The 19,333-nt window shown below is 45.8% G+C and carries 22 protein-coding genes; all 22 read right to left on the reverse strand.

The genetic code is table 11. The features are described 5' to 3' along the window. Positions 1-50 precede the first annotated feature (50 nt). Positions 51-407 carry a helix-turn-helix transcriptional regulator gene (locus tag L4D09_RS16410; RefSeq protein WP_428458591.1) on the reverse strand — a complete coding sequence of 119 codons (357 nt, stop codon included), beginning with the start codon at positions 405-407 and terminating at the stop codon, positions 51-53. A gap of 234 nt (positions 408-641) precedes the next feature. Beyond that, on the reverse strand, positions 642-1,019 hold the full coding sequence (locus L4D09_RS16415; RefSeq protein ID WP_428458592.1) for a helix-turn-helix transcriptional regulator: 378 nt from the start codon (positions 1,017-1,019) through the stop codon (positions 642-644). Between the two features lie 421 nt (positions 1,020-1,440). Beyond that, complete coding sequence (gene glmU, locus L4D09_RS16420; protein ID WP_428458593.1) at positions 1,441-2,802, reverse strand: bifunctional UDP-N-acetylglucosamine diphosphorylase/glucosamine-1-phosphate N-acetyltransferase GlmU; 1,362 nt, start codon at positions 2,800-2,802, stop codon at positions 1,441-1,443. A gap of 215 nt (positions 2,803-3,017) precedes the next feature. Further along, the gene (locus tag L4D09_RS16425) at positions 3,018-3,440 is read right to left on the reverse strand and encodes a F0F1 ATP synthase subunit epsilon (protein ID WP_428458594.1); all 423 of its coding nucleotides are present in this window, start codon (positions 3,438-3,440) and stop codon (positions 3,018-3,020) included. A 17-nt stretch (positions 3,441-3,457) separates the two neighbouring features. Beyond that, a complete protein-coding gene (gene atpD, locus L4D09_RS16430) occupies positions 3,458-4,864 on the reverse strand; it encodes a F0F1 ATP synthase subunit beta (RefSeq protein ID WP_428458595.1) in 1,407 nt (468 codons plus the stop codon). Between the two features lie 32 nt (positions 4,865-4,896). Further along, positions 4,897-5,763, reverse strand: coding sequence for a F0F1 ATP synthase subunit gamma (atpG, locus tag L4D09_RS16435; protein WP_428458596.1), 867 nt, complete (start codon positions 5,761-5,763; stop codon positions 4,897-4,899). A 44-nt stretch (positions 5,764-5,807) separates the two neighbouring features. Further along, positions 5,808-7,349, reverse strand: coding sequence for a F0F1 ATP synthase subunit alpha (gene atpA / locus L4D09_RS16440; RefSeq protein ID WP_428458597.1), 1,542 nt, complete (start codon positions 7,347-7,349; stop codon positions 5,808-5,810). Between the two features lie 16 nt (positions 7,350-7,365). Further along, a complete protein-coding gene (atpH, locus tag L4D09_RS16445) occupies positions 7,366-7,899 on the reverse strand; it encodes a F0F1 ATP synthase subunit delta (protein ID WP_428458598.1) in 534 nt (177 codons plus the stop codon). Between the two features lie 16 nt (positions 7,900-7,915). Next, positions 7,916-8,386 carry a F0F1 ATP synthase subunit B gene (gene atpF, locus L4D09_RS16450; protein ID WP_428458599.1) on the reverse strand — a complete coding sequence of 157 codons (471 nt, stop codon included), beginning with the start codon at positions 8,384-8,386 and terminating at the stop codon, positions 7,916-7,918. A 48-nt stretch (positions 8,387-8,434) separates the two neighbouring features. Continuing rightward, positions 8,435-8,692 (reverse strand): F0F1 ATP synthase subunit C, encoded by a 258-nt coding sequence (gene atpE / locus L4D09_RS16455; RefSeq protein ID WP_005372317.1) that lies wholly within the window; start codon positions 8,690-8,692, stop codon positions 8,435-8,437. Positions 8,693-8,759: 67 nt separating this feature from the next. After that, a complete protein-coding gene (gene atpB, locus L4D09_RS16460; RefSeq protein WP_428458600.1) occupies positions 8,760-9,548 on the reverse strand; it encodes a F0F1 ATP synthase subunit A in 789 nt (262 codons plus the stop codon). Between the two features lie 8 nt (positions 9,549-9,556). Further along, positions 9,557-9,946 carry a F0F1 ATP synthase subunit I gene (locus L4D09_RS16465; RefSeq protein ID WP_428458601.1) on the reverse strand — a complete coding sequence of 130 codons (390 nt, stop codon included), beginning with the start codon at positions 9,944-9,946 and terminating at the stop codon, positions 9,557-9,559. Between the two features lie 178 nt (positions 9,947-10,124). Next, positions 10,125-11,012: a ParB/RepB/Spo0J family partition protein gene (locus L4D09_RS16470; RefSeq protein ID WP_428458636.1), complete on the reverse strand. Its 888-nt coding sequence runs from the start codon at positions 11,010-11,012 to the stop codon at positions 10,125-10,127. Between the two features lie 15 nt (positions 11,013-11,027). Further along, on the reverse strand, positions 11,028-11,822 hold the full coding sequence (locus L4D09_RS16475; protein WP_428458602.1) for a ParA family protein: 795 nt from the start codon (positions 11,820-11,822) through the stop codon (positions 11,028-11,030). Positions 11,823-11,838: 16 nt separating this feature from the next. Beyond that, positions 11,839-12,459 carry a 16S rRNA (guanine(527)-N(7))-methyltransferase RsmG gene (gene rsmG / locus L4D09_RS16480; protein WP_428458603.1) on the reverse strand — a complete coding sequence of 207 codons (621 nt, stop codon included), beginning with the start codon at positions 12,457-12,459 and terminating at the stop codon, positions 11,839-11,841. A 9-nt stretch (positions 12,460-12,468) separates the two neighbouring features. Continuing rightward, positions 12,469-14,358, reverse strand: a complete 1,890-nt coding sequence (mnmG, locus tag L4D09_RS16485; RefSeq protein WP_428458604.1) for a tRNA uridine-5-carboxymethylaminomethyl(34) synthesis enzyme MnmG — start codon at positions 14,356-14,358, stop codon at positions 12,469-12,471. A gap of 428 nt (positions 14,359-14,786) precedes the next feature. Next, positions 14,787-15,233: an FMN-binding protein MioC gene (gene mioC, locus L4D09_RS16490; RefSeq protein WP_428458605.1), complete on the reverse strand. Its 447-nt coding sequence runs from the start codon at positions 15,231-15,233 to the stop codon at positions 14,787-14,789. Positions 15,234-15,404: 171 nt separating this feature from the next. Beyond that, positions 15,405-16,772: a tRNA uridine-5-carboxymethylaminomethyl(34) synthesis GTPase MnmE gene (mnmE, locus tag L4D09_RS16495; RefSeq protein WP_428458606.1), complete on the reverse strand. Its 1,368-nt coding sequence runs from the start codon at positions 16,770-16,772 to the stop codon at positions 15,405-15,407. Positions 16,773-16,915: 143 nt separating this feature from the next. Then, a complete protein-coding gene (yidC, locus tag L4D09_RS16500; RefSeq protein WP_428458607.1) occupies positions 16,916-18,529 on the reverse strand; it encodes a membrane protein insertase YidC in 1,614 nt (537 codons plus the stop codon). 2 nt (positions 18,530-18,531) lie between these two features. Next, positions 18,532-18,789: a membrane protein insertion efficiency factor YidD gene (gene yidD, locus L4D09_RS16505; protein WP_428458608.1), complete on the reverse strand. Its 258-nt coding sequence runs from the start codon at positions 18,787-18,789 to the stop codon at positions 18,532-18,534. After that, positions 18,756-19,112, reverse strand: a complete 357-nt coding sequence (gene rnpA / locus L4D09_RS16510; protein ID WP_428458609.1) for a ribonuclease P protein component — start codon at positions 19,110-19,112, stop codon at positions 18,756-18,758. The genes yidD and rnpA overlap by 34 nt, the downstream gene beginning before the upstream one ends. A 12-nt stretch (positions 19,113-19,124) precedes the next feature. Further along, the gene (rpmH, locus tag L4D09_RS16515; RefSeq protein ID WP_006233350.1) at positions 19,125-19,259 is read right to left on the reverse strand and encodes a 50S ribosomal protein L34; all 135 of its coding nucleotides are present in this window, start codon (positions 19,257-19,259) and stop codon (positions 19,125-19,127) included. Between the last annotated feature and the right edge of the window lie 74 nt (positions 19,260-19,333).

The following is a 19,333-nucleotide window of genomic DNA, read 5'->3' on the forward strand; positions in this document are numbered from 1 at the left end:
TCTAGTAGCATAACGATATAAAAGCAGCCTAAGGCTGCTTTTTATTTCCGTCATTTCGACGCTGAAATATGATCAATACAAGCCTGCACTTGCGATAAATGCGATTTTAGCATGGCTGTTTTTAAAGGCTCTGGCAACTTGATATACAAACCTGACAATTCACGCCAATAGTCATCCCCACCGCCTTGTTCAGCAGAGATATCACCAATAAACCACTCAATAGGGTGATCGGTTAATTGCGCAATCTTGAGTAACGCTGTGATCCTTGGCTCTGTTTTACCAGATTCAAGATCTAAATAGGTTTGCCTCGCAATATCGAGCTTTTTAGCCATTACAACCTGAGACAGATCCTTCCATTCGCGTGCTTCACGAATCTTGGATGCAATTTGTAATTTCGCGAACTCCACTAGGCTACCCTCTGTTAGTTAATCACCTTTTTCGCTGATTGTGCCACCGAGAGTAAAACTACCTTGGTATGCCATAACATTGAAAAAGCAGCAAATTATCTAACAGAGTCGCCATAATTCACGGAAAATGAGCATAAAACGTGAATCCATACATTACTTGTCTATCAAAAAAGGCAGTAAAGCTTGATGTTTGCATTGTAATGCATACAAGCAATCCGTACATCATTTTGAAAACTATTTATCTTTTTGAGTCAGGGCTCGCGTATACTCCGCCATAAAGCCAGCAAGATTAATGCTTTGCTGTAAAATAACATTTCTTGCCGAGTGAGGAAGTCGACTAAAATATTGCAATAGTCGATCGATTTCTTCTTTGTATTCACTTTCCAAAATTTCTATACCTTCATCACCATATACAAACCAAGTTAGTGGCCGCTCAGTAATTTCAGATATTTCAGATAGCATACGTACCTTCGGCTCGGTCTTTCCCGTTTCTAAATCTAGATACGTTTGTCGTGCAACTTTAAGTTGCTGAGCCATATGAACTTGAGTCAGCCCTTTCCACTCTCGAGCTTCTTTAATTCGGGCTGCCATTTGCGCTTTAGGATCTGTCATGTCTTACCTCCAATACACCAAAATGAATGACGTCTAGCTTTCATTACTGGATTGCACAACATAAGCCAACTTGACAAAAACACTGACAACAAGCAAAAACAACAATTTACAAACATCGTTCCAATATGAGTTTTATTTTGATTCGCATATCGTCATTGCAGTGCCTAGGTTTTCTATTTCGCAAAAAATCTATCACTCCTGTCTAGATAGTAGACCTCTCGCTTCATACCATAAAAAAAAGGCACCGTTCAGGATGCCTTTTCTTAATTATGAGAATCTTTTTAAAACTGAGACAAAAAGACGTCACTATTCAGCCTGCAACTTTAACCAATATCAGGATAGGGCCCAGACTTGAACGACAGATAAAGAAAAAGGCAAGGGGGAGCCCTTGCCTTGAAAACCGTACGTTCAGTAAAAAATATTACTTTTGCTTTTCTGGGCGCTTCCAACCTTTAATCGTGCGTGCTGGCGCGCGAGTAATGACTAACTCACCTTCGCCAATATTGCGGTTAATCGTTGCACCAGCCCCAATAGTAGCGCCTTTAGCAATTTTCACCGGCGCAATCAGCTGGGTATCTGATCCCACAAACACATCATCGCCGATTTCGGTTTTGAATTTATTCGCACCATCGTAGTTACAGGTAATGGTACCAGCACCAATATTCACACGTTCACCAATGTCAGCATCACCCAAATACGTAAGATGATTGGCCTTAGAACCTTTGCCTAAACGCGCTTTTTTCATTTCAACAAAGTTACCCACATGCGAATCACCCACCAGCTCAGCACCAGGGCGTAAACGGGTGAACGGGCCGACAGTACAGTCTTCACCAACCGTGGCTCCTTCAATGACACTGTATGGACGGATAATGGTGTTATCGTCGATCTCACAGTCTTTCAGCACACAACCCGCGCCGATTACCACATTGTTGCCAATCGAGACACTACCTTCGATGATCACGTTAACATCAATTTCGATATCAGTGCCGCATTGCAGCTCGCCACGTAGGTCAAAGCGGGCAGGATCGCGTAGCATTACGCCTTGCTCAAGCAAGCGTTCCGCTTGCATACTCTGAAAAGCACGTTCAAGTTTCGCCAGCTGAATTCGGTTATTAACCCCTTCCACTTCAATGGCACGAACAGGGTGCACCGCTTCAACAGCACGGCCTTCGTTATGGGCGATCTCAATAATGTCCGTAAGGTAATATTCACCTTGCGCATTTTCGTTTTTCAGTTCACTCAACCAACGCTTAAGATCACCGCCATTGGCAACCATTACACCCGTGTTAATTTCTTTAATCAGCTTCTGCTCTTCTGAAGCATCTTTCTGCTCAACGATAGCGACAACAGGGCCATTGCGACGCACGATACGGCCATAACCAGTAGGGTCATCCAGTACAACGGTGAGTAGTGCAATACCACCTCTGGGTTGGGCGTCCAATAGGTTTTCTAAGGTTTGAGCGCTGATAAGTGGTACATCACCATATAAGATCAGTACCTTGTCATCATCAGACAAATCAGGACACGCCTGGTTCACCGCGTGACCCGTACCTAGCTGTTCGGCCTGCAATACCCAGTTAACAGGCTCAGCCTGCAATACAGATTGCATTTGCTCGCCACCATGGCCGTAGACGAGGTGGATCTGATTAGCACCAAGTCCTGCGCATGTATCAATGACATGCTTAGCCATTGGCTTGCCTGCCAAAGTATGAAGCACTTTTGGCAGGTTGGAGTACATACGGGTTCCTTTTCCCGCCGCTAAAATCACAGCACTGAAGCTCATGATAGGTTATCCCTCTTGATGCATAATAAAAATAAAACTACACGCATTGTATCGACTCTCTAATGTACGGTTAAGCAAAATAGATAGTTTTTTGTGCGTAATAACCTTAAAACATAGAATAAAACGGAAAAAACAGATAACCGTCGGGGAAGGTCAGAAAAATAGAGATATAAAAAAAGCGACCCTTAGGTCGCCTTTTTACATCATGCGCCTACTTAGCGCGCTTTTTTCGTCAACTCGATAACTCGAAGCTGAGCGATAGCTTTAGCTAGGTCACTGGCCGCTTGAGCAAAGTCGATATCGCCATGCTGATTATGGATTCGTTCCTCAGCCTGACGTTTCGCTTCTTCCGCTTTCGCTGAATCCAAATCTTGACCGCGAATAGCGGTATCAGCTAATACAGTGACTGCATTAGGCTGAACTTCCAACATACCACCAGAAAGATAAATAACCTCTTCCTCGCCATGTTGTTTAGTGATCCGAATCATGCCCGGCGTAATAGCGGTCAGCAGCGGAGTGTGTCCTGCGTGAATACCCAGTTCACCTTCGCTACCGGTCACCTGAATGTCTTCAGCTCGACCAGAGAATAATTTTTTCTCTGCGCTTACTACGTCCAGATGGAAGGTTATCGCTGCCATGTCGCCTCCTACTCAGCTTAAAGCTTCTTCGCGTTTTCCAATACGTCTTCAATCGCACCACAGTACATAAATGCCTGCTCTGGGATATCGTCGTATTCACCCGCTAAAATGCCTTTGAAACTACGTAGCGTCTCTTTCAGAGATACGTAGATACCAGGGTCACCAGTAAAGACTTCTGCAACGTGGTAAGGCTGAGTTAGGAAACGTTCAATCTTACGCGCACGAGATACAGCTTGCTTATCTTCTTCAGATAGCTCATCCATACCAAGAATTGCAATGATGTCTTTCAGCTCTTTATAACGCTGTAGCAAGCTCTGAACGCCACGCGCAATGTCGTAGTGCTCTTGGCCAACCACTAGAGGATCAAGCATACGAGATGTTGAATCTAGTGGGTCGATCGCAGGGTATAGACCAAGCGATGCGATTTGACGAGAAAGTACAACCGTTGCATCCAAGTGAGCAAACGTCGTTGCTGGCGATGGATCCGTCAAGTCATCCGCAGGTACGTATACCGCCTGAACAGAGGTGATAGAACCGCTCTTCGTTGACGTGATACGCTCCTGAAGTACACCCATCTCTTCTGCAAGTGTTGGCTGGTAACCTACCGCAGATGGCATACGACCTAGAAGTGCCGATACCTCTGTACCCGCAAGGGTATAACGGTAAATGTTATCGATGAACAATAGTACATCACGGCCTTCATCACGGAAGCGCTCTGCCATTGTTAGACCAGTCAGAGCAACACGTAGACGGTTACCAGGTGGCTCGTTCATCTGACCGTAAACCATCGCTACTTTTGATTCTTCAGGGTTTTCGATGTTAACAACACCCGCTTCCTGCATCTCAAAGTAGAAATCGTTACCTTCACGAGTACGCTCACCAACACCGGCAAATACAGATAGGCCAGAGTGCTGTAGGGCGATGTTATTGATAAGCTCCATCATGTTGACGGTTTTACCAACACCAGCACCACCGAATAGACCGATTTTACCACCCTTAGCGAATGGACAAATCAAGTCGATAACTTTAACGCCAGTCTCTAGAAGTGCGGTTTCGTTCGATTGCTCTTCATAGCTTGGTGCTTCACGGTGGATAGAGTAACGCTCTTTCTCACCGATCTCACCACATTCATCAATTGGCTGACCCAGAACGTTCATGATACGTCCTAGTGTTGCAGTACCAACTGGAACTTCAATTGGGCGGCCTGTATTTTCAACAGACAAACCGCGACGTAAGCCATCAGAAGTACCCATAGCGATACCACGAACAACACCACCGCCAAGCTGCTGCTGAACTTCCAGTACTAGCGTACCGTTTTCTTTCGCATCAACGTGTAGGGCGTCGTATACCTGTGGTACAGAGCTCTGTGGAAACTCTACGTCGACTACCGCACCGATGATCTGTACGATCTTACCTGTAGCCATCGTTAATCCTCTAAACTTATTAATTCTTTGCCTTAAACAGCAGATGCACCAGAAACGATTTCTGACAGTTCTTGTGTAATCGCCGCCTGACGGGCTTTGTTATACACAAGCTGCAGTTCATCAATCAGATCTCCTGCATTATCTGTTGCTGCTTTCATCGCAACCATTCGAGCCGCTTGCTCACTGGCAAGGTTTTCGACAACACCCTGATAAGCTTGTGATTCAACATAACGAATCAACAAGGTATCGAGTAGGGCTTTAGGCTCAGGCTCATAAATATAATCCCAAGAGTGGTTGCGCTGCATATCTTCATCTTCCGACTTAGGCAAAGGCAGCAATTGATCGATCACTGGTTCCTGAACCATGGTGTTTACAAACTTGTTGTACACCAAGTACAGGCGATCCAGTTGGCCTTCATCATATTTCTTCAGCATGACACCAACAGTACCAATCAACTCATCAACCGATGGGTTATCACCCAGACCGGAAACTTGAGCTAAAACGTTACCGCCGTAGCTGTTAAAAAATCCAGTAGCCTTAGCACCAACCAGCGCTAAGTCAATATCTGCACCTTTATCTGACCAGTCTTTAATATCTGTCATCGCTTGCTTGAACAGGTTAATGTTCAAACCGCCACACAGACCACGGTCAGTTGAAATAATGATGTAACCCACGCGCTTGGCTTCACGCTCCTCGAGATAAGGATGCTTATACTCAAGGCTACCAAGGGCGATATGACCGATCACTTTGCGCATAGTTTGTGCGTATGGACGTGATGATTCCATCGCTTCTTGCGTTTTACGCATTTTTGAAGCGGCAACCATCTCCATCGCTTTAGTGATCTTCTGAGTGTTTTTAACACTACCGATCTTGTTACGAATCTCTTTTGCGCCGGCCATCGTTACTCTCCGTTAGTAGGTGATCGCAAGCGACCACCAACCAATTACCAAGTCTGGGTCGCTTTGAAATCTTCAACCAGTTTTACAAACTGAGCTTCGATTTCACCGTTCCACGCACCCGTTTCATCAACCTGAGATACAAGCTCAGCAAATTGACCTTTGGCATATGAAAGCAACGCAGCTTCGAAATCTGCAAGCTTAGGCAGCTCAACATCATTCAAATAGCCTTTTTCCGCAGCAAAGATAACCACAGCCTGTTCAAATACAGACATCGGTGAGTACTGCTTCTGCTTCATCAGTTCAGTTACTTTCTGACCATGATCAAGCTGTTTCTTAGTTGCTTCATCAAGGTCAGACGAGAACTGAGCAAATGCTGCTAGTTCACGGTACTGTGCAAGTGCGGTACGAATACCACCTGACAGCTTCTTGATGACTTTAGTCTGAGCAGAACCACCAACACGTGATACAGAGATACCTGGATCAACCGCTGGACGAATACCAGCATTGAACAGTTCTGTTTGTAGGAAGATCTGGCCATCGGTAATCGAGATTACGTTGGTCGGTACGAATGCAGATACGTCACCAGCTTGCGTTTCGATAATTGGAAGCGCAGTTAGTGAACCTGTACGACCTTTCACTTCACCATTAGTGAATTTTTCTACGTAGTGCTCACTTACGCGAGATGCACGCTCTAGAAGACGAGAGTGTAAGTAGAAAACATCACCAGGGAATGCTTCACGGCCAGGTGGACGCTTAAGCAATAGTGAAATCTGACGGTATGCAACAGCCTGCTTAGATAGGTCATCGTATACGATCAGCGCATCTTCACCACGGTCACGGAAGTATTCACCCATAGCACAACCTGCGTATGGCGCAAGGTACTGCAGTGCTGCTGATTCAGAAGCTGAAGCAACAACGATAATGGTGTTTTCCAGTGCGCCGTGTTCTTCCAGCTTACGTACTACGTTTGCGATAGTAGAAGCTTTCTGACCGATAGCGACATAAACAGAGTAAATACCAGAGTTTTTCTGGTTGATGATGGCATCGATCGCCATTGCGGTTTTACCCGTCTGGCGGTCACCGATGATCAGCTCACGCTGGCCACGGCCGATTGGGATCATCGAGTCAACTGCTTTATAACCAGTCTGAACTGGCTGATCAACAGATTTACGGTCGATAACACCCGGCGCAATCACTTCAACAGGAGAGAATGTCTCTGTTTCGATTGGGCCTTTACCATCAATAGGCTCACCTAGTGTATTCACTACGCGACCTAAAAGCGCAGGGCCTACTGGTACTTCAAGAATACGACCAGTACCCGTTACTTTCATGCCTTCCTGAAGGTTAGCATATGGGCCCATTACAACCGCACCAACCGAGTCTCGCTCAAGGTTAAGTGCTAGTGCATAACGGCCACCAGGTAATTCAATCATTTCACCTTGCATTACATCTGCAAGGCCATGGATACGAATGATGCCATCGCTTACTGATACGATAGTACCTTCGTTACGAGCTTCACTAACAACGTTGAAATTTTCAATACGCTGCTTGATTAGTTCGCTAATTTCCGTGGAATTAAGTTGCATGCTCCAATTCCCCAAATCAAGACTGCAAAGTATCGCTCAGGCGGTCTAACTTGCCGCGTACTGAGTTATCGATGACCAAGTCTCCAGCTCTAATTACAACCCCAGCTATCAGGGTCTCGTCTACACTGCAATTCAGCTTAACCTTACGGTCAAGGCGCTGTGCTAGCTTCGTGCTAATTGCGTCAAGTTGGCTATCGTCAAGGGCAACCGCAGAGGTCACCTCAGCATCGATAGTTTTTTCATGATTACTTTTCAGTAACATGAACTCGTCACATACAGCAGGAAGTGCTTTCAGGCGCCCATTTTCAGCCATCACCTTTAATAGGTTTTGACCGAATTCGTTGAGTTGCTCACCACACACCGAAACAAAGATTTCAGTGAGCTTTTCAGCAGCGTAACCACTGTCCAGGATATCCTGAACCGTTTCGTTATTCGCTACTTCGGCAGCAAAGGTAAGCATTTCAGCCCATTGGGCTGTCTCACCTTGCTCAACCGCAAGATCAAAAGCTGCTTTAGCGTAGGGGCGTGCGATAGTAGTCATATCCGACATGTGCTTGCCCCTTTAATTACAGTTCTGCAGTGACTTTGTTAAGAAGATCGGCATGGGCGTCTTTATCAATCGAACGCTCAATAATCTTCTCAGCACCAATCACGGCCAGAGTTGCAACTTGTTTTCTTAATTCATCGCGAGCGCGGTTACGTTCTGCTTCAATCTCAGCAAGGCCTTGAGACAGAATATTTTCACGCTCAGCAAGGGCTTCAGCCTTCGCTTCATCGACGATTTGAGCTTTACGCTTGTTAGCTTGCTCAATAATCTCAGTTGCAGTGCGTTTTGCTTCTTTCAGTTGATCAGAAGCATTTGCCTGCGCTAGGTTCAGGTCTTTAGCAGCGCGATCTGCCGCTGCTAAACCGTCAGCAATTTTCTTCTGACGTTCTTCAATCGCTTCCATGATTGGTGGCCATACATATTTCATGCAGAACACGACAAACATAAAGAAGGCAATTGCCTGACCCAGCAAGGTTGCATTCATATTCACAACGCATCTCCTTAAAAAGGGTTGCTATGGGTCCAATCGTTTATTCTATTAACCAGCTAGTTGGCCAACGAATGGGTTTGCGAATGTGAATAGTAGAGCGATTACGATACCGATCATTGGAACCGCATCAAGCAGACCCGCAATGATGAACATCTTAACTTGCAGCATTGGTGCCATTTCAGGCTGACGAGCAGCACCTTCAAGGAATTTACCACCTAGAAGTGCGAAGCCGATCGCTGTACCAAGGGAAGCAAGACCTACAATGATGCCCACGGCAATTGCAGAAAAGCTTAGTAAAGTTTCCATCACTATCTCCAGTTTATAGTTGTCGGCTAAAGTGCCAGTAAAAATTAAAAATATTTACAAATAATCGTTAATGATTGTCTTCATGTGCCTGAGACAGGTACACAATAGTCAACATCATAAACACGAATGCTTGAATTGTAATGACTAGGACGTGGAAAATTGCCCACGGTACCGAGCCTAGCCATTGTGCCCACCACGGCATCAATGCCGCGATTAGGATAAACACCACCTCACCTGCGAACATGTTACCGAACAAACGCATCCCCAGTGAAATCGGCTTCGCAAGTAGCGAAACAATTTCAAGAAGCAGGTTGAACGGAATCATAACCGGGTGATTGAACGGGTGAAGAGCCAGTTCTTTAGCAAAACCGCCAAGACCTTTCACTTTGATGCTGTAGTAGATCATCAATGCGAACACGCCTAACGCCATTGCCATGGTGATGTTAACATCTGCAGTTGGTACAACCTTAAGATAAGGAATACCTAAACCATGTTCTGCGGCATACGGAAGAAAATCAATTGGCACTAAGTCCATGACGTTCATCAGTAAGATCCAGCAAAAAATAGTCAATGCCAAGGGAGCGATGAGTGGGTTGCGGCCATGAAAGGTATCTTTAACGTTGCTATCAACGAATTCAACCACCATTTCCACAAAACACTGTAGCTTACTTGGAACCCCTGATGTCGCCTTTTTCGCTACTGAACGGAATAGCCACAAGAAGGCTATACCCGTAAGAGCAGAGAAAAACAGGCTATCTATATGCACCGTCCAGAAGCCACCATCACCCACTGACAAATTAGTCAGGTGGTGAGTAATGTAACCTGACGGCGTTAGCGCTTCACCTGGCGCAGCCATAACTCATCCTATTTGTTGTTGTTAATGAATAAAACCGGCCCAAAGATATTAATTCCAAGAGCCAGCAAATAGGTCAGTTTGAGGGGAACAAGTTCCACCTCTATATACAGGTAAACAAAGGCAAATAGGATGACTGTGATGAGTATCTTTAATACTTCACCACCAAAGAAGGATGCCATTACTAGTCGTGCCTTGCGGGCACCACTGAATAAAAAGGCACAGGCTGCAAATGCAGTATTGGCAATTACAAAAATGCCACCACCGATCAAAGCCGAGATTCCCCAGTCAACGCTGACAGCAAACACTGCCATGATTGCCGTTATCAACACGACGCCAGATTGTAGCAAGAGTAACCGCTTCGCCAATTGGCGTCCTGGTTTAACTAGCGCCGATACCATGTATTCGTTCCTCGAGTCCTTTCCACTGCACATACGACGTGCTGGGATAACTGCGAAAATTATACGGCTCATTAGATTGAATGCAATCTAATCGCAGCAAAAAAAACTGTTATATTTTACAACACAATAACCTGATCACGTCATTGTAATTTTTGCAACAAAATAAGCACGTTTTACATCACACTTTATGTTCAAGCATTGCAATAAGTTGCTCTAACTTGTTGGCTTGATCAAAGCTGATAACGATCTTTCCTTTGCCACTTTTTTGTTGATTAATCGCCACTTGGGTGCCAAAACGCTCAGATAGCTGATTTTCTACCGCTTCAAGTTGTACGTTAACTGGTGCAACTTTAGGCTCTGGAGAGGGGGCTAACATTTTTTTCACTAAACGTTCAGCATCACGAACGGTTAACATTTTGGTTACGATAATTTGAGCAGCTTCTAACTGCAACTCTTCAGGCAACGCGAGCAACGCGCGAGCATGTCCCATATCGAGCAATTTTTGTTCAACCATTCGCTTGACCGGTGCCTCGAGCTGATTCAAACGCAGTAGGTTTGAAACTGCAGCCCGTGACTTACCAACCGCTTCGGCGACTTGCTGATGAGTAAGCGAGAACTCATTTTGCAGCCTTTCTAGTGCTTGTGCTTCTTCGATGGCATTAAGATCTTCACGCTGAATGTTTTCAATCAGTGCTATCGCGACAGTGGCTCTGTCGTTCACATTCTTAATGATACAAGGCACTTTCTGAAGCCCTGCTTGACGCGATGCACGCCACCGGCGTTCGCCAGCGATGATTTCATACTGCTGCGCTGCGATTTCACGCACCACAATTGGCTGAATGACACCTTGTGCACGAATCGACTCAGCCAACTCAGCCAATGCCTCATCTGACATATCTTTTCGAGGCTGGTAGCGACCTGGCTGCAGCTGACCGATGGCTAATTCTTGTAATGCGCCATCGGCAGATAATGTTTGTGCCTGTTCGGCTTTATGTTGTTTTGCTTGTGCAACAGAGCTTGTTGCTAACAATGCATCAAGGCCTTTACCTAGGCCTCGTTTATTCATGTTCATGGTTGACCCTTACGCGTCGACCGTGCCGGCCTGTTGTGCCAGCTCGTCACGACGAATGATTTCACCCGCCAAAGCTAAATAAGCCTTAGCACCACTGGAATATTTGTCGTAATACATCGCAGGACGACCGTGACTTGGCGCTTCAGCCAAGCGAACATTACGCGGGATCACGGTACGGTAGACTTTATCGCCAAAGTGTTTCTTTAATTGCTGAGACACTTCATTGGCCAGTCGATTACGCGGATCATACATCGTACGTAATAAACCTTCGATTTTTAAGTCACTGTTGACGACCGCGGTGAGCTTACTGATGGTGTCCATCAATGCCGTGAGTCCCTCCAATGCAAAGTATTCACATTGCATTGGAACAAGAACAGAATCTGACGCTGTCATGGCATTGATTGTAAGAAGGTTTAATGCGGGAGGACAATCAATAAAGATGAAATCATAGTTATCACGAACTGCCTCTAAGGCATTTCGCAACCGCACTTCACGCGCAAACACTTCCATCAGCTTGATTTCAGCTGCCGTTACATCGCCATTGGCAGCTATCAAATGATAGCTACCCGTGGTCTCAGTAATTACGACATCATTAAATGGGGTCTCTTCGACAAGAAGATCATATGCCGTGGCATCAACTTGGTACTTATCGACACCACTCGCCATCGTGGCATTCCCTTGTGGATCCAGGTCGATGACCAGGACCCGACGCTGTGTCGCAGCCAATGACGCTGCCAAGTTAACACACGTTGTGGTTTTACCCACGCCTCCCTTTTGGTTGGCTACTGCTATGACTCTTCCCACAAAAAAACCTCATCCATTAACCCTTTGCTTCCAAGACTACTAGATGGCGCTCGCCATCTAACTCTGGAACTTGCAAAGATATGACTTCTGTCACAGAACACCATTCAGGCAATTCTGCCACTTCCTGTTGATTAAATTGCCCTTTCAAAGCAAGAAAATGTCCGCTTTTAGCCGGAAGGTGATGGCACCAAGATACCATATCATTCATCGACGCGAAGGCACGGCTCAAGACCACATCAAACCCAACCTCTGGTTGGAATTCTTCAACGCGACTTTGTACCGGTGTTACGTTACTAATATTCAGCTCGTGGATCACTTGGCGAATGAAGCGGATACGTTTACCAAGACTATCAAGCAGGGTAAACGATTTGTTAGGATTCATTATCGCCAATGGGATACCTGGTAAACCAGGGCCCGTCCCGACATCAATAAACCGCTCACCCTGAAGGTGAGGGCTTACCATTATACTATCCATAATATGTTTCACTAACATCTCTTGCGGATCACGAACTGATGTTAGGTTATACGCTTTATTCCATTTATGTAGCATGGCGACATAACCCACTAACAGATCAATTTGCTGTTCAGTGACCGTTAAATCAGTTTGTGCGATCAATTGAGTTAAACGTTGTTTCACAGATGACTCCTATTCGCCTCTTTTCAGCATGCCGTGTTTTTTCAAGTACACCAGTAACAATGAGATTGCGGCTGGTGTGATACCTGAAATACGCGATGCCATACCAACAGTTTCAGGCTTAGCATCATTCAGCTTGCTGATCACTTCGTTCGATAACCCTTTGACTAGGCTGTAATCTAACTCGAACGGTAGTTTGGTTTTTTCATGACGTAAGGATTTTTCAACTTCGTCTTTCTGGCGATCGATATAGCCTTGGTACTTCACCTGGATCTCAACCTGTTCACTTGCCTGAGTATCATCATGAGCAGGGCCAAACATATCGATATTTGTTAGTTGTTCATAGGTCACTTCAGGGCGACGTAATAAATCTTCACCGCTGGCTTCTCGCGCTATTGGTGTTTTTAAGATTGCGTTAACATCTGCGACGCGTTCTGAGGTTGGCGTGATCCACAACCCTTTCAGGCGCTGACGTTCTTGTTCCATGTTTTCCATTTTTTGATTAAAGCGAGCCCAACGCTCATCATCAACCAAACCAAATTCACGACCAGCTTCGGTTAAGCGCAAATCTGCATTGTCTTCACGTAATAACAAACGGTATTCCGCGCGCGACGTAAACATACGGTACGGTTCTTTCGTACCCATGGTTGATAGATCATCAATCAATACGCCCATATAAGCTTGGTCACGACGTGGGCTCCAGCCCTCTTTTCCTTGTGACTGTAGCGCTGCATTCATACCTGCCAATAGGCCTTGAGCTGCTGCTTCTTCGTAACCTGTTGTGCCGTTAATCTGGCCAGCAAAGAACAAACCATCAATAAATTTCGTTTCAAAGGTTTGTTTTAAATCACGTGGATCGAAGAAATCATACTCAATAGCATAACCAGGGCGAACAATCGCCGCATTCTCAAACCCCTGCATTGAACGTACTATTTGAATCTGTACATCAAATGGCAGACTTGTCGAGATACCGTTAGGATACAACTCATGTGTCGTTAGCCCTTCCGGCTCGATAAAAATTTGGTGACTATTTTTATCCGCAAAACGCATCACTTTATCTTCGATCGACGGACAGTAACGTGGGCCGATCCCTTCGATCACACCTGAATACATTGGGCTACGATCCAAGTTATTGCGGATCACATCATGCGTTTTCTCATTGGTATGCGTAATAAAACAAGGTACTTGGCGTGGATGATCTGATGCTTTGCCCATAAATGAGAAAAGCGGCGTCGGGTTATCACCGTGCTGTACCTGCAACTGGCTAAAGTCCACAGTGCGTGCATCAATGCGCGGTGGTGTTCCCGTTTTTAAACGATCAACACGAAATGGCAGTTCACGCAAACGCGTAGCCAGTGCAATTGATGGTGGATCGCCCGCACGGCCGCCATGATAATTTTCTAAGCCAATATGAATTTTCCCGCCAAGGAAAGTACCTACCGTTAATACGACTGTTTTTGCCCGAAACTTAAGACCCATTTCGGTTACCACACCCACAGCACGTTCATTTTCAACAATCAAATCATCAACAGATTGCTGAAATAACATTAGGTTAGGTTGGTTTTCCAATTTTTCGCGGACTGCGGCTTTGTACAATGCGCGGTCGGCTTGAGCTCGAGTGGCGCGAACCGCAGGCCCTTTCGAGGAATTTAAGGTACGAAATTGAATTCCGCCCTTATCAATTGCCTGGGCCATTAAACCACCCAGGGCATCAACTTCTTTAACCAGGTGTCCTTTCCCGATCCCGCCGATTGCTGGGTTACAAGACATCTGCCCCAGTGTATCGATGTTGTGCGTTAGCAATAGGGTTTTTTGTCCCATACGAGCAGCTGCCAATGCGGCTTCTGTGCCTGCATGACCGCCACCTACGACGATGACATCAAAATTGTCCTGGTAAAACATGAAACTACCTCGGGTAATCAAAATTGCCAGTGGGTTATCTTTGAGCAAAGGAGGAGCATTCTATCCTGTTTCGTGAAAAGAGAGAATCTTTCCTGAAGATCATTTGATCATCGAAAGCGAGCTTCTTAAATATATATAAGATCTTTTAAAGAGATCTTCTATTAGATCTATTATATAGATCGCCCGATCGTGTGGATAACCGATAATTGATCCTAATGATCATGATGTTAGAGAGGATCATTTGCTGTGGAGTAGCATGGATCAACATAAGGATTAGCTGGGATCAAAATGGCTACTTATCAACAGGGGTGTAGTGCCTATAAAGTTATTAAATGGATAACTATGGGTTGATCACCGTTTAGATCCATAGTTATCCACAGAAAAAAGTTTAAAATTACCTCTTTTATGGGGTAATTATTGTCCTTTTTTTATCCACAAAGTGATGTTTTCCAGGTTTGAAGCCATGCTTCTGCGGGATCTTCTGGGATTGGATCTTGTGAAACATCGATGTCTAACCGTTTTCCAAGACGTGTTCCACCTAATGATGTTAGCAGTTGATCGACACTTTTTGCGGCGGCACAGAATGTGTCATAGCTGCTATCTCCGAGGCCAATAACACCATATTGAAGATCGTTAAGTCTTGGTTGCTGCGCTTCTAGTTGTTGTACAAATAGCAGGAAATTATCTGGGTATTCTCCTGCGCCATGGGTTGAGCAAACGATCAGCCAAATACCTTGCATGTTTAATGCTGACAGCTCGGCTTGATTGACGATCTCGGTACTGTGGCCGTCTTGTTCGAGTAGCTCTGAGAGGTGATCGGCAACGTATTCGGCCCCACCAAGGGTGCTGCCTGTAATTAGCGTGATATGGCTCATAATATCTCTATAGTTTGGAGTAAAGGGGTGTAAGAGGGATTGTACTGCTTGTGGCGTGAGAGAAAAACGTCAAAAAATGCGGGGGTGTATGTGGGTCATAAGAGGGGAAAGAATCCACAGCACAAAAAACAGGCGTTTGTGCTGCGGACAGGATCGTGTTGCTGGGATCGTTTATTTGCCGATACAGAACGACGTGAAGATCCGGCCTAGAAGATCGTCTGAAGAAAATTCACCAGTGATCTCACTTAGGTGCTGCTGCGCTAAACGTAACTCTTCAGCAAGGATCTCACCGGCCATGTAGCCTTCTAGCTGTTCTTTACCGATTTGTAAGTGACTAGCGGCTTGTTCTAAGGCTTCTAGATGACGGCGGCGGGCCATAAAGCCTCCTTCTGTTGTACCAGAGAAGCCCATGCACTCTTTAAGGTGATCACGTAGGTTATCAACGCCATCGCCTGTACGGGCTGATAGGCGTATGAGAGTGGGGTTATTAACGTGGCAGATCCCAGCATCTTCGCCAGTTAACTCAACCTTGTTGCGGATCACCGTGATGCCAAGGTTTTTAGGTAGTCGTTCGACAAAGTCAGGCCAAATTTCGGCAGGGTCGGTGGCCTCTGTGGTGGTGCCATCCACCATAAATAAGACCCGGTCAGCGTGTTCAATTTCTTCCCACGCCCGTTCAATCCCGATACGCTCTACTTCGTCAGAGGCTTCGCGTAGGCCTGCGGTGTCAATTATGTGCAGCGGCATGCCATCGATGTGGATATGTTCACGCAAGACATCTCGGGTCGTCCCTGCAATGTCGGTCACAATGGCGGAGTCTTTGCCGGATAGGGCGTTCAACAGGCTTGATTTACCAGCGTTAGGACGGCCAGCAATAACCACTTTCATCCCTTCACGCATGATTGCGCCTTGATTGGCTTCACGTCGTACGGCTTCTAAACGGTCAATAATGCCATATAGATCACCGGTGACTTTACCATCAGATAAGAAATCTATTTCTTCTTCAGGGAAATCAATGGCGGCTTCAACGTAGATCCGCAAGTGGATAAGGGCTTCAACCAGTTCATTGATGCGAGTCGAAAACGCGCCCTGAAGCGATTTAAAGGCACTTTTAGCGGCTTCTTCTGAACTAGCATCGATTAAGTCTGCAATCGCCTCAGCTTGCGCGAGATCGAGTTTATCGTTCATAAATGCACGTTCTGAGAACTCGCCAGGGCGGGCAGCACGGATACCAGTGATTTTTAGGATACGTTTGATCATCATATCCATAAGAACGGGGCCGCCATGGCCTTGCAGTTCGAGTACATCTTCACCCGTGAAGGAATTAGGTCCTTTGAAAAACAAGGCAATACCTTGATCAAGCGACGTACCATCTTCATTTTTAAAGGGTAAGTATTCTGCGTAGCGTGTTTTTAGCTCACGGCCTGCAACAGCAAGCGCCACTTCTTTGGCTTTCGGGCCTGAAACGCGGATGATGCCAACACCCCCGCGTCCTGGCGGTGTTGCTTGGGCAACAATGGTATCTGTATGTTCGATCATAATTTTGGCTTAGCTTGGTAAATACGCTGCAATTGTAAACAGACTAGCTGTGAATGCCCAGTGGTAGCAAACTGTAGCAGGCAATAAAGGGAAATAAAAAAGGCGACCAACAGGCCGCCTTTTCTCATTGTTGGATTACAAACTTATTTAGAATGTAGGCCTTTCTTTTCCAACGCACGGTAAATTAGCGTTTGCTGGATAAGCGTTACAATGTTAGATACTAGCCAGTAAAGTACTAGGCCAGATGGGAAGAACAGGAAGAAGAAAGTAAACATAACCGGCATAAAGGTCATGATCTTCTGCTGCATAGGGTCAGTAACGGTTGTCGGGCTCATCTTCTGGATCATGAACATACTTGCACCCATCAGAAGAGGAAGTACGTAGTACGGGTCCTGTGCTGATAAGTCAGTGATCCAACCGAAGAATGGCGTATGACGTAGCTCAACCGATTCCATCAGCGCCCAGTAAAGCGAGATGAAAATAGGCATCTGTAGCAAGATTGGTAGACAGCCACCCAGTGGGTTCACTTTCTCTTTCTTGTACAGCTCCATCATTTCTTGGCTCATACGCTGGCGGTCATCGCCTAAACGCTCACGCATTGCAGTCAGCTGAGGCTGAAGCATGCGCATTTTTGCCATTGACGTGTATTGTGCTTTCGTTAGCGGGTACATTGCACCACGAACGATGAAGGTTAGCACGATGATTGCTAGACCCCAGTTAACCACGATACCCTGAATGAACGATAGCAAGCTATGTAGTGGACTCGCAATGAACCATAACCAACCGTAATCCACGGTTAGGTTTAGGTTAGGTGCGGTTGCTGCCATTTGGTCTTGAAGCTTAGGACCAACCCATAGCGTTGCTGTTAGTGTTTGCTCACTACCCGGTGCAACAGTTGTTGCTGGCATACGAACACCGATATAGCCCTGGCCATTGCTGGTACGGGTGTACAGGTTCGTTACATCATCAGTACGCGGGATCCAAGCTGATACGAAGTAGTGCTGCATCATTGCAGCCCAACCTTGATCTGCGATAGACAGGTTCAAGTTTTTGTCCTGCATATCATCAAAGCTGTATTTCTTGTATTTCACGCTGTCTGCTGAGTATGCGCCACCACGGTAGGTAGGCATGGTCAGGCTGCCGCCATCATCCATCAGATTTTGTTTTAGCTGTGCGTACATTTGTACGTTTGCTGCCGCTTCTGATTGGTTGTTAACGCTGTATTCAACATCAACAGCATAGCTGCCGCGTTTTAGAATGAACGTTTTCACGTAGCTGATGCCGTTTTCTTCATACGTCATCGGTACACGAATTTCATCTGAACCGTCATCTAGGGTGAAAGTATCACCGTCGACAGTTAACAGTGCACGACCTGCTGCGGTGTCGATGCCTTGAGCACCAATCAGACCTGATTGAGCGGTAAAGCTGTGACCAGGGTCATTTCTTAGCAGTAAAAATGGGTCTTCCGAATCCATTTCGTTATCGTAAGCAAGTAGTTTAGCTTCGAGAATATCGCCACCAAGCGTATCGACAGTTAGCGCCAGTACATCTGTATTGATGGTGATAAGGTTATTGGAAGTGTTTTGGTCAGTAATTGGCTGGCCATCACTTGTATGTGAAGGAACATCACCACTGTTTAATTGTTGCTCTACACCCTGGCTTTGAGGCTGAGGGCTGTTGTCCGTGTTCCACTGTTGAAAGAGCAGAAAAGAGACAAACAGTAGGGCAATTAACAGAATATTGCGTTGGGAATCCATCGTTAATGATCTCTGTCGTTATGCTTGGTTGGCGGAACGGGGTCATAACCACCGTCGTTTAAAGGATGACATCTTAATAGACGTTTCGCTGCGAACCAACCACCTTTTATCGCTCCATGCGCTTTTATTGCTTCAATTGCGTACTGAGAACATGTAGGGGTAAAGCGACAACGAGGCCCAATAAGCGGACTTATTGCCAGTTGGTAAAAGCGGACTAGTCCTAAGACTAGCCACGCGAAGGGCGAGACAGGCGATGCCATAATTTATCTAGCAACTTAAAAAGTTCTTCATTGCTCAACTCATTGGCACTTTTCTTGGCAATCACAACAAAATCTTTGGCTGGCAGATCGGCTTGCTTTAGACGAAAGCTTTCACGCGTGATGCGTTTAAACCTATTACGGTCAGGAGCGGTTTTGATCTGTTTTTTGGGAACAGCTAAGCCAAGACGAGGATGGTCAAGGTTGTTGGAACGAGCAAGAATGGTTAAATGAGGAGAGCCAGCACGATGAGCTTGCTGGAAGACTTTTTTATAATCTTCGGGAGTTAACAGACGTAACTCCCGAGAAAAAGCGAACTTATTCAAAATAATCAAAGATTACTTAGAAAGACGCTTACGGCCTTTAGCGCGACGAGCGTTGATTGTAGCGCGGCCGTTTTTAGTAGCCATGCGAGCACGGAAACCGTGGCTACGCTTGCGCTTTAGAACAGAAGGTTGAAAAGTGCGTTTCATGGGTTTTACCTTAAATTAACTGATCAGTTTTTAAGTTTTGCTTGAGTATCCCGACTGTGAACAATCGGTGCCTC

Source organism: Photobacterium makurazakiensis (assembly GCF_050336715.1).
Taxonomy (GTDB): Bacteria; Pseudomonadota; Gammaproteobacteria; order Enterobacterales; family Vibrionaceae; genus Photobacterium; species Photobacterium makurazakiensis.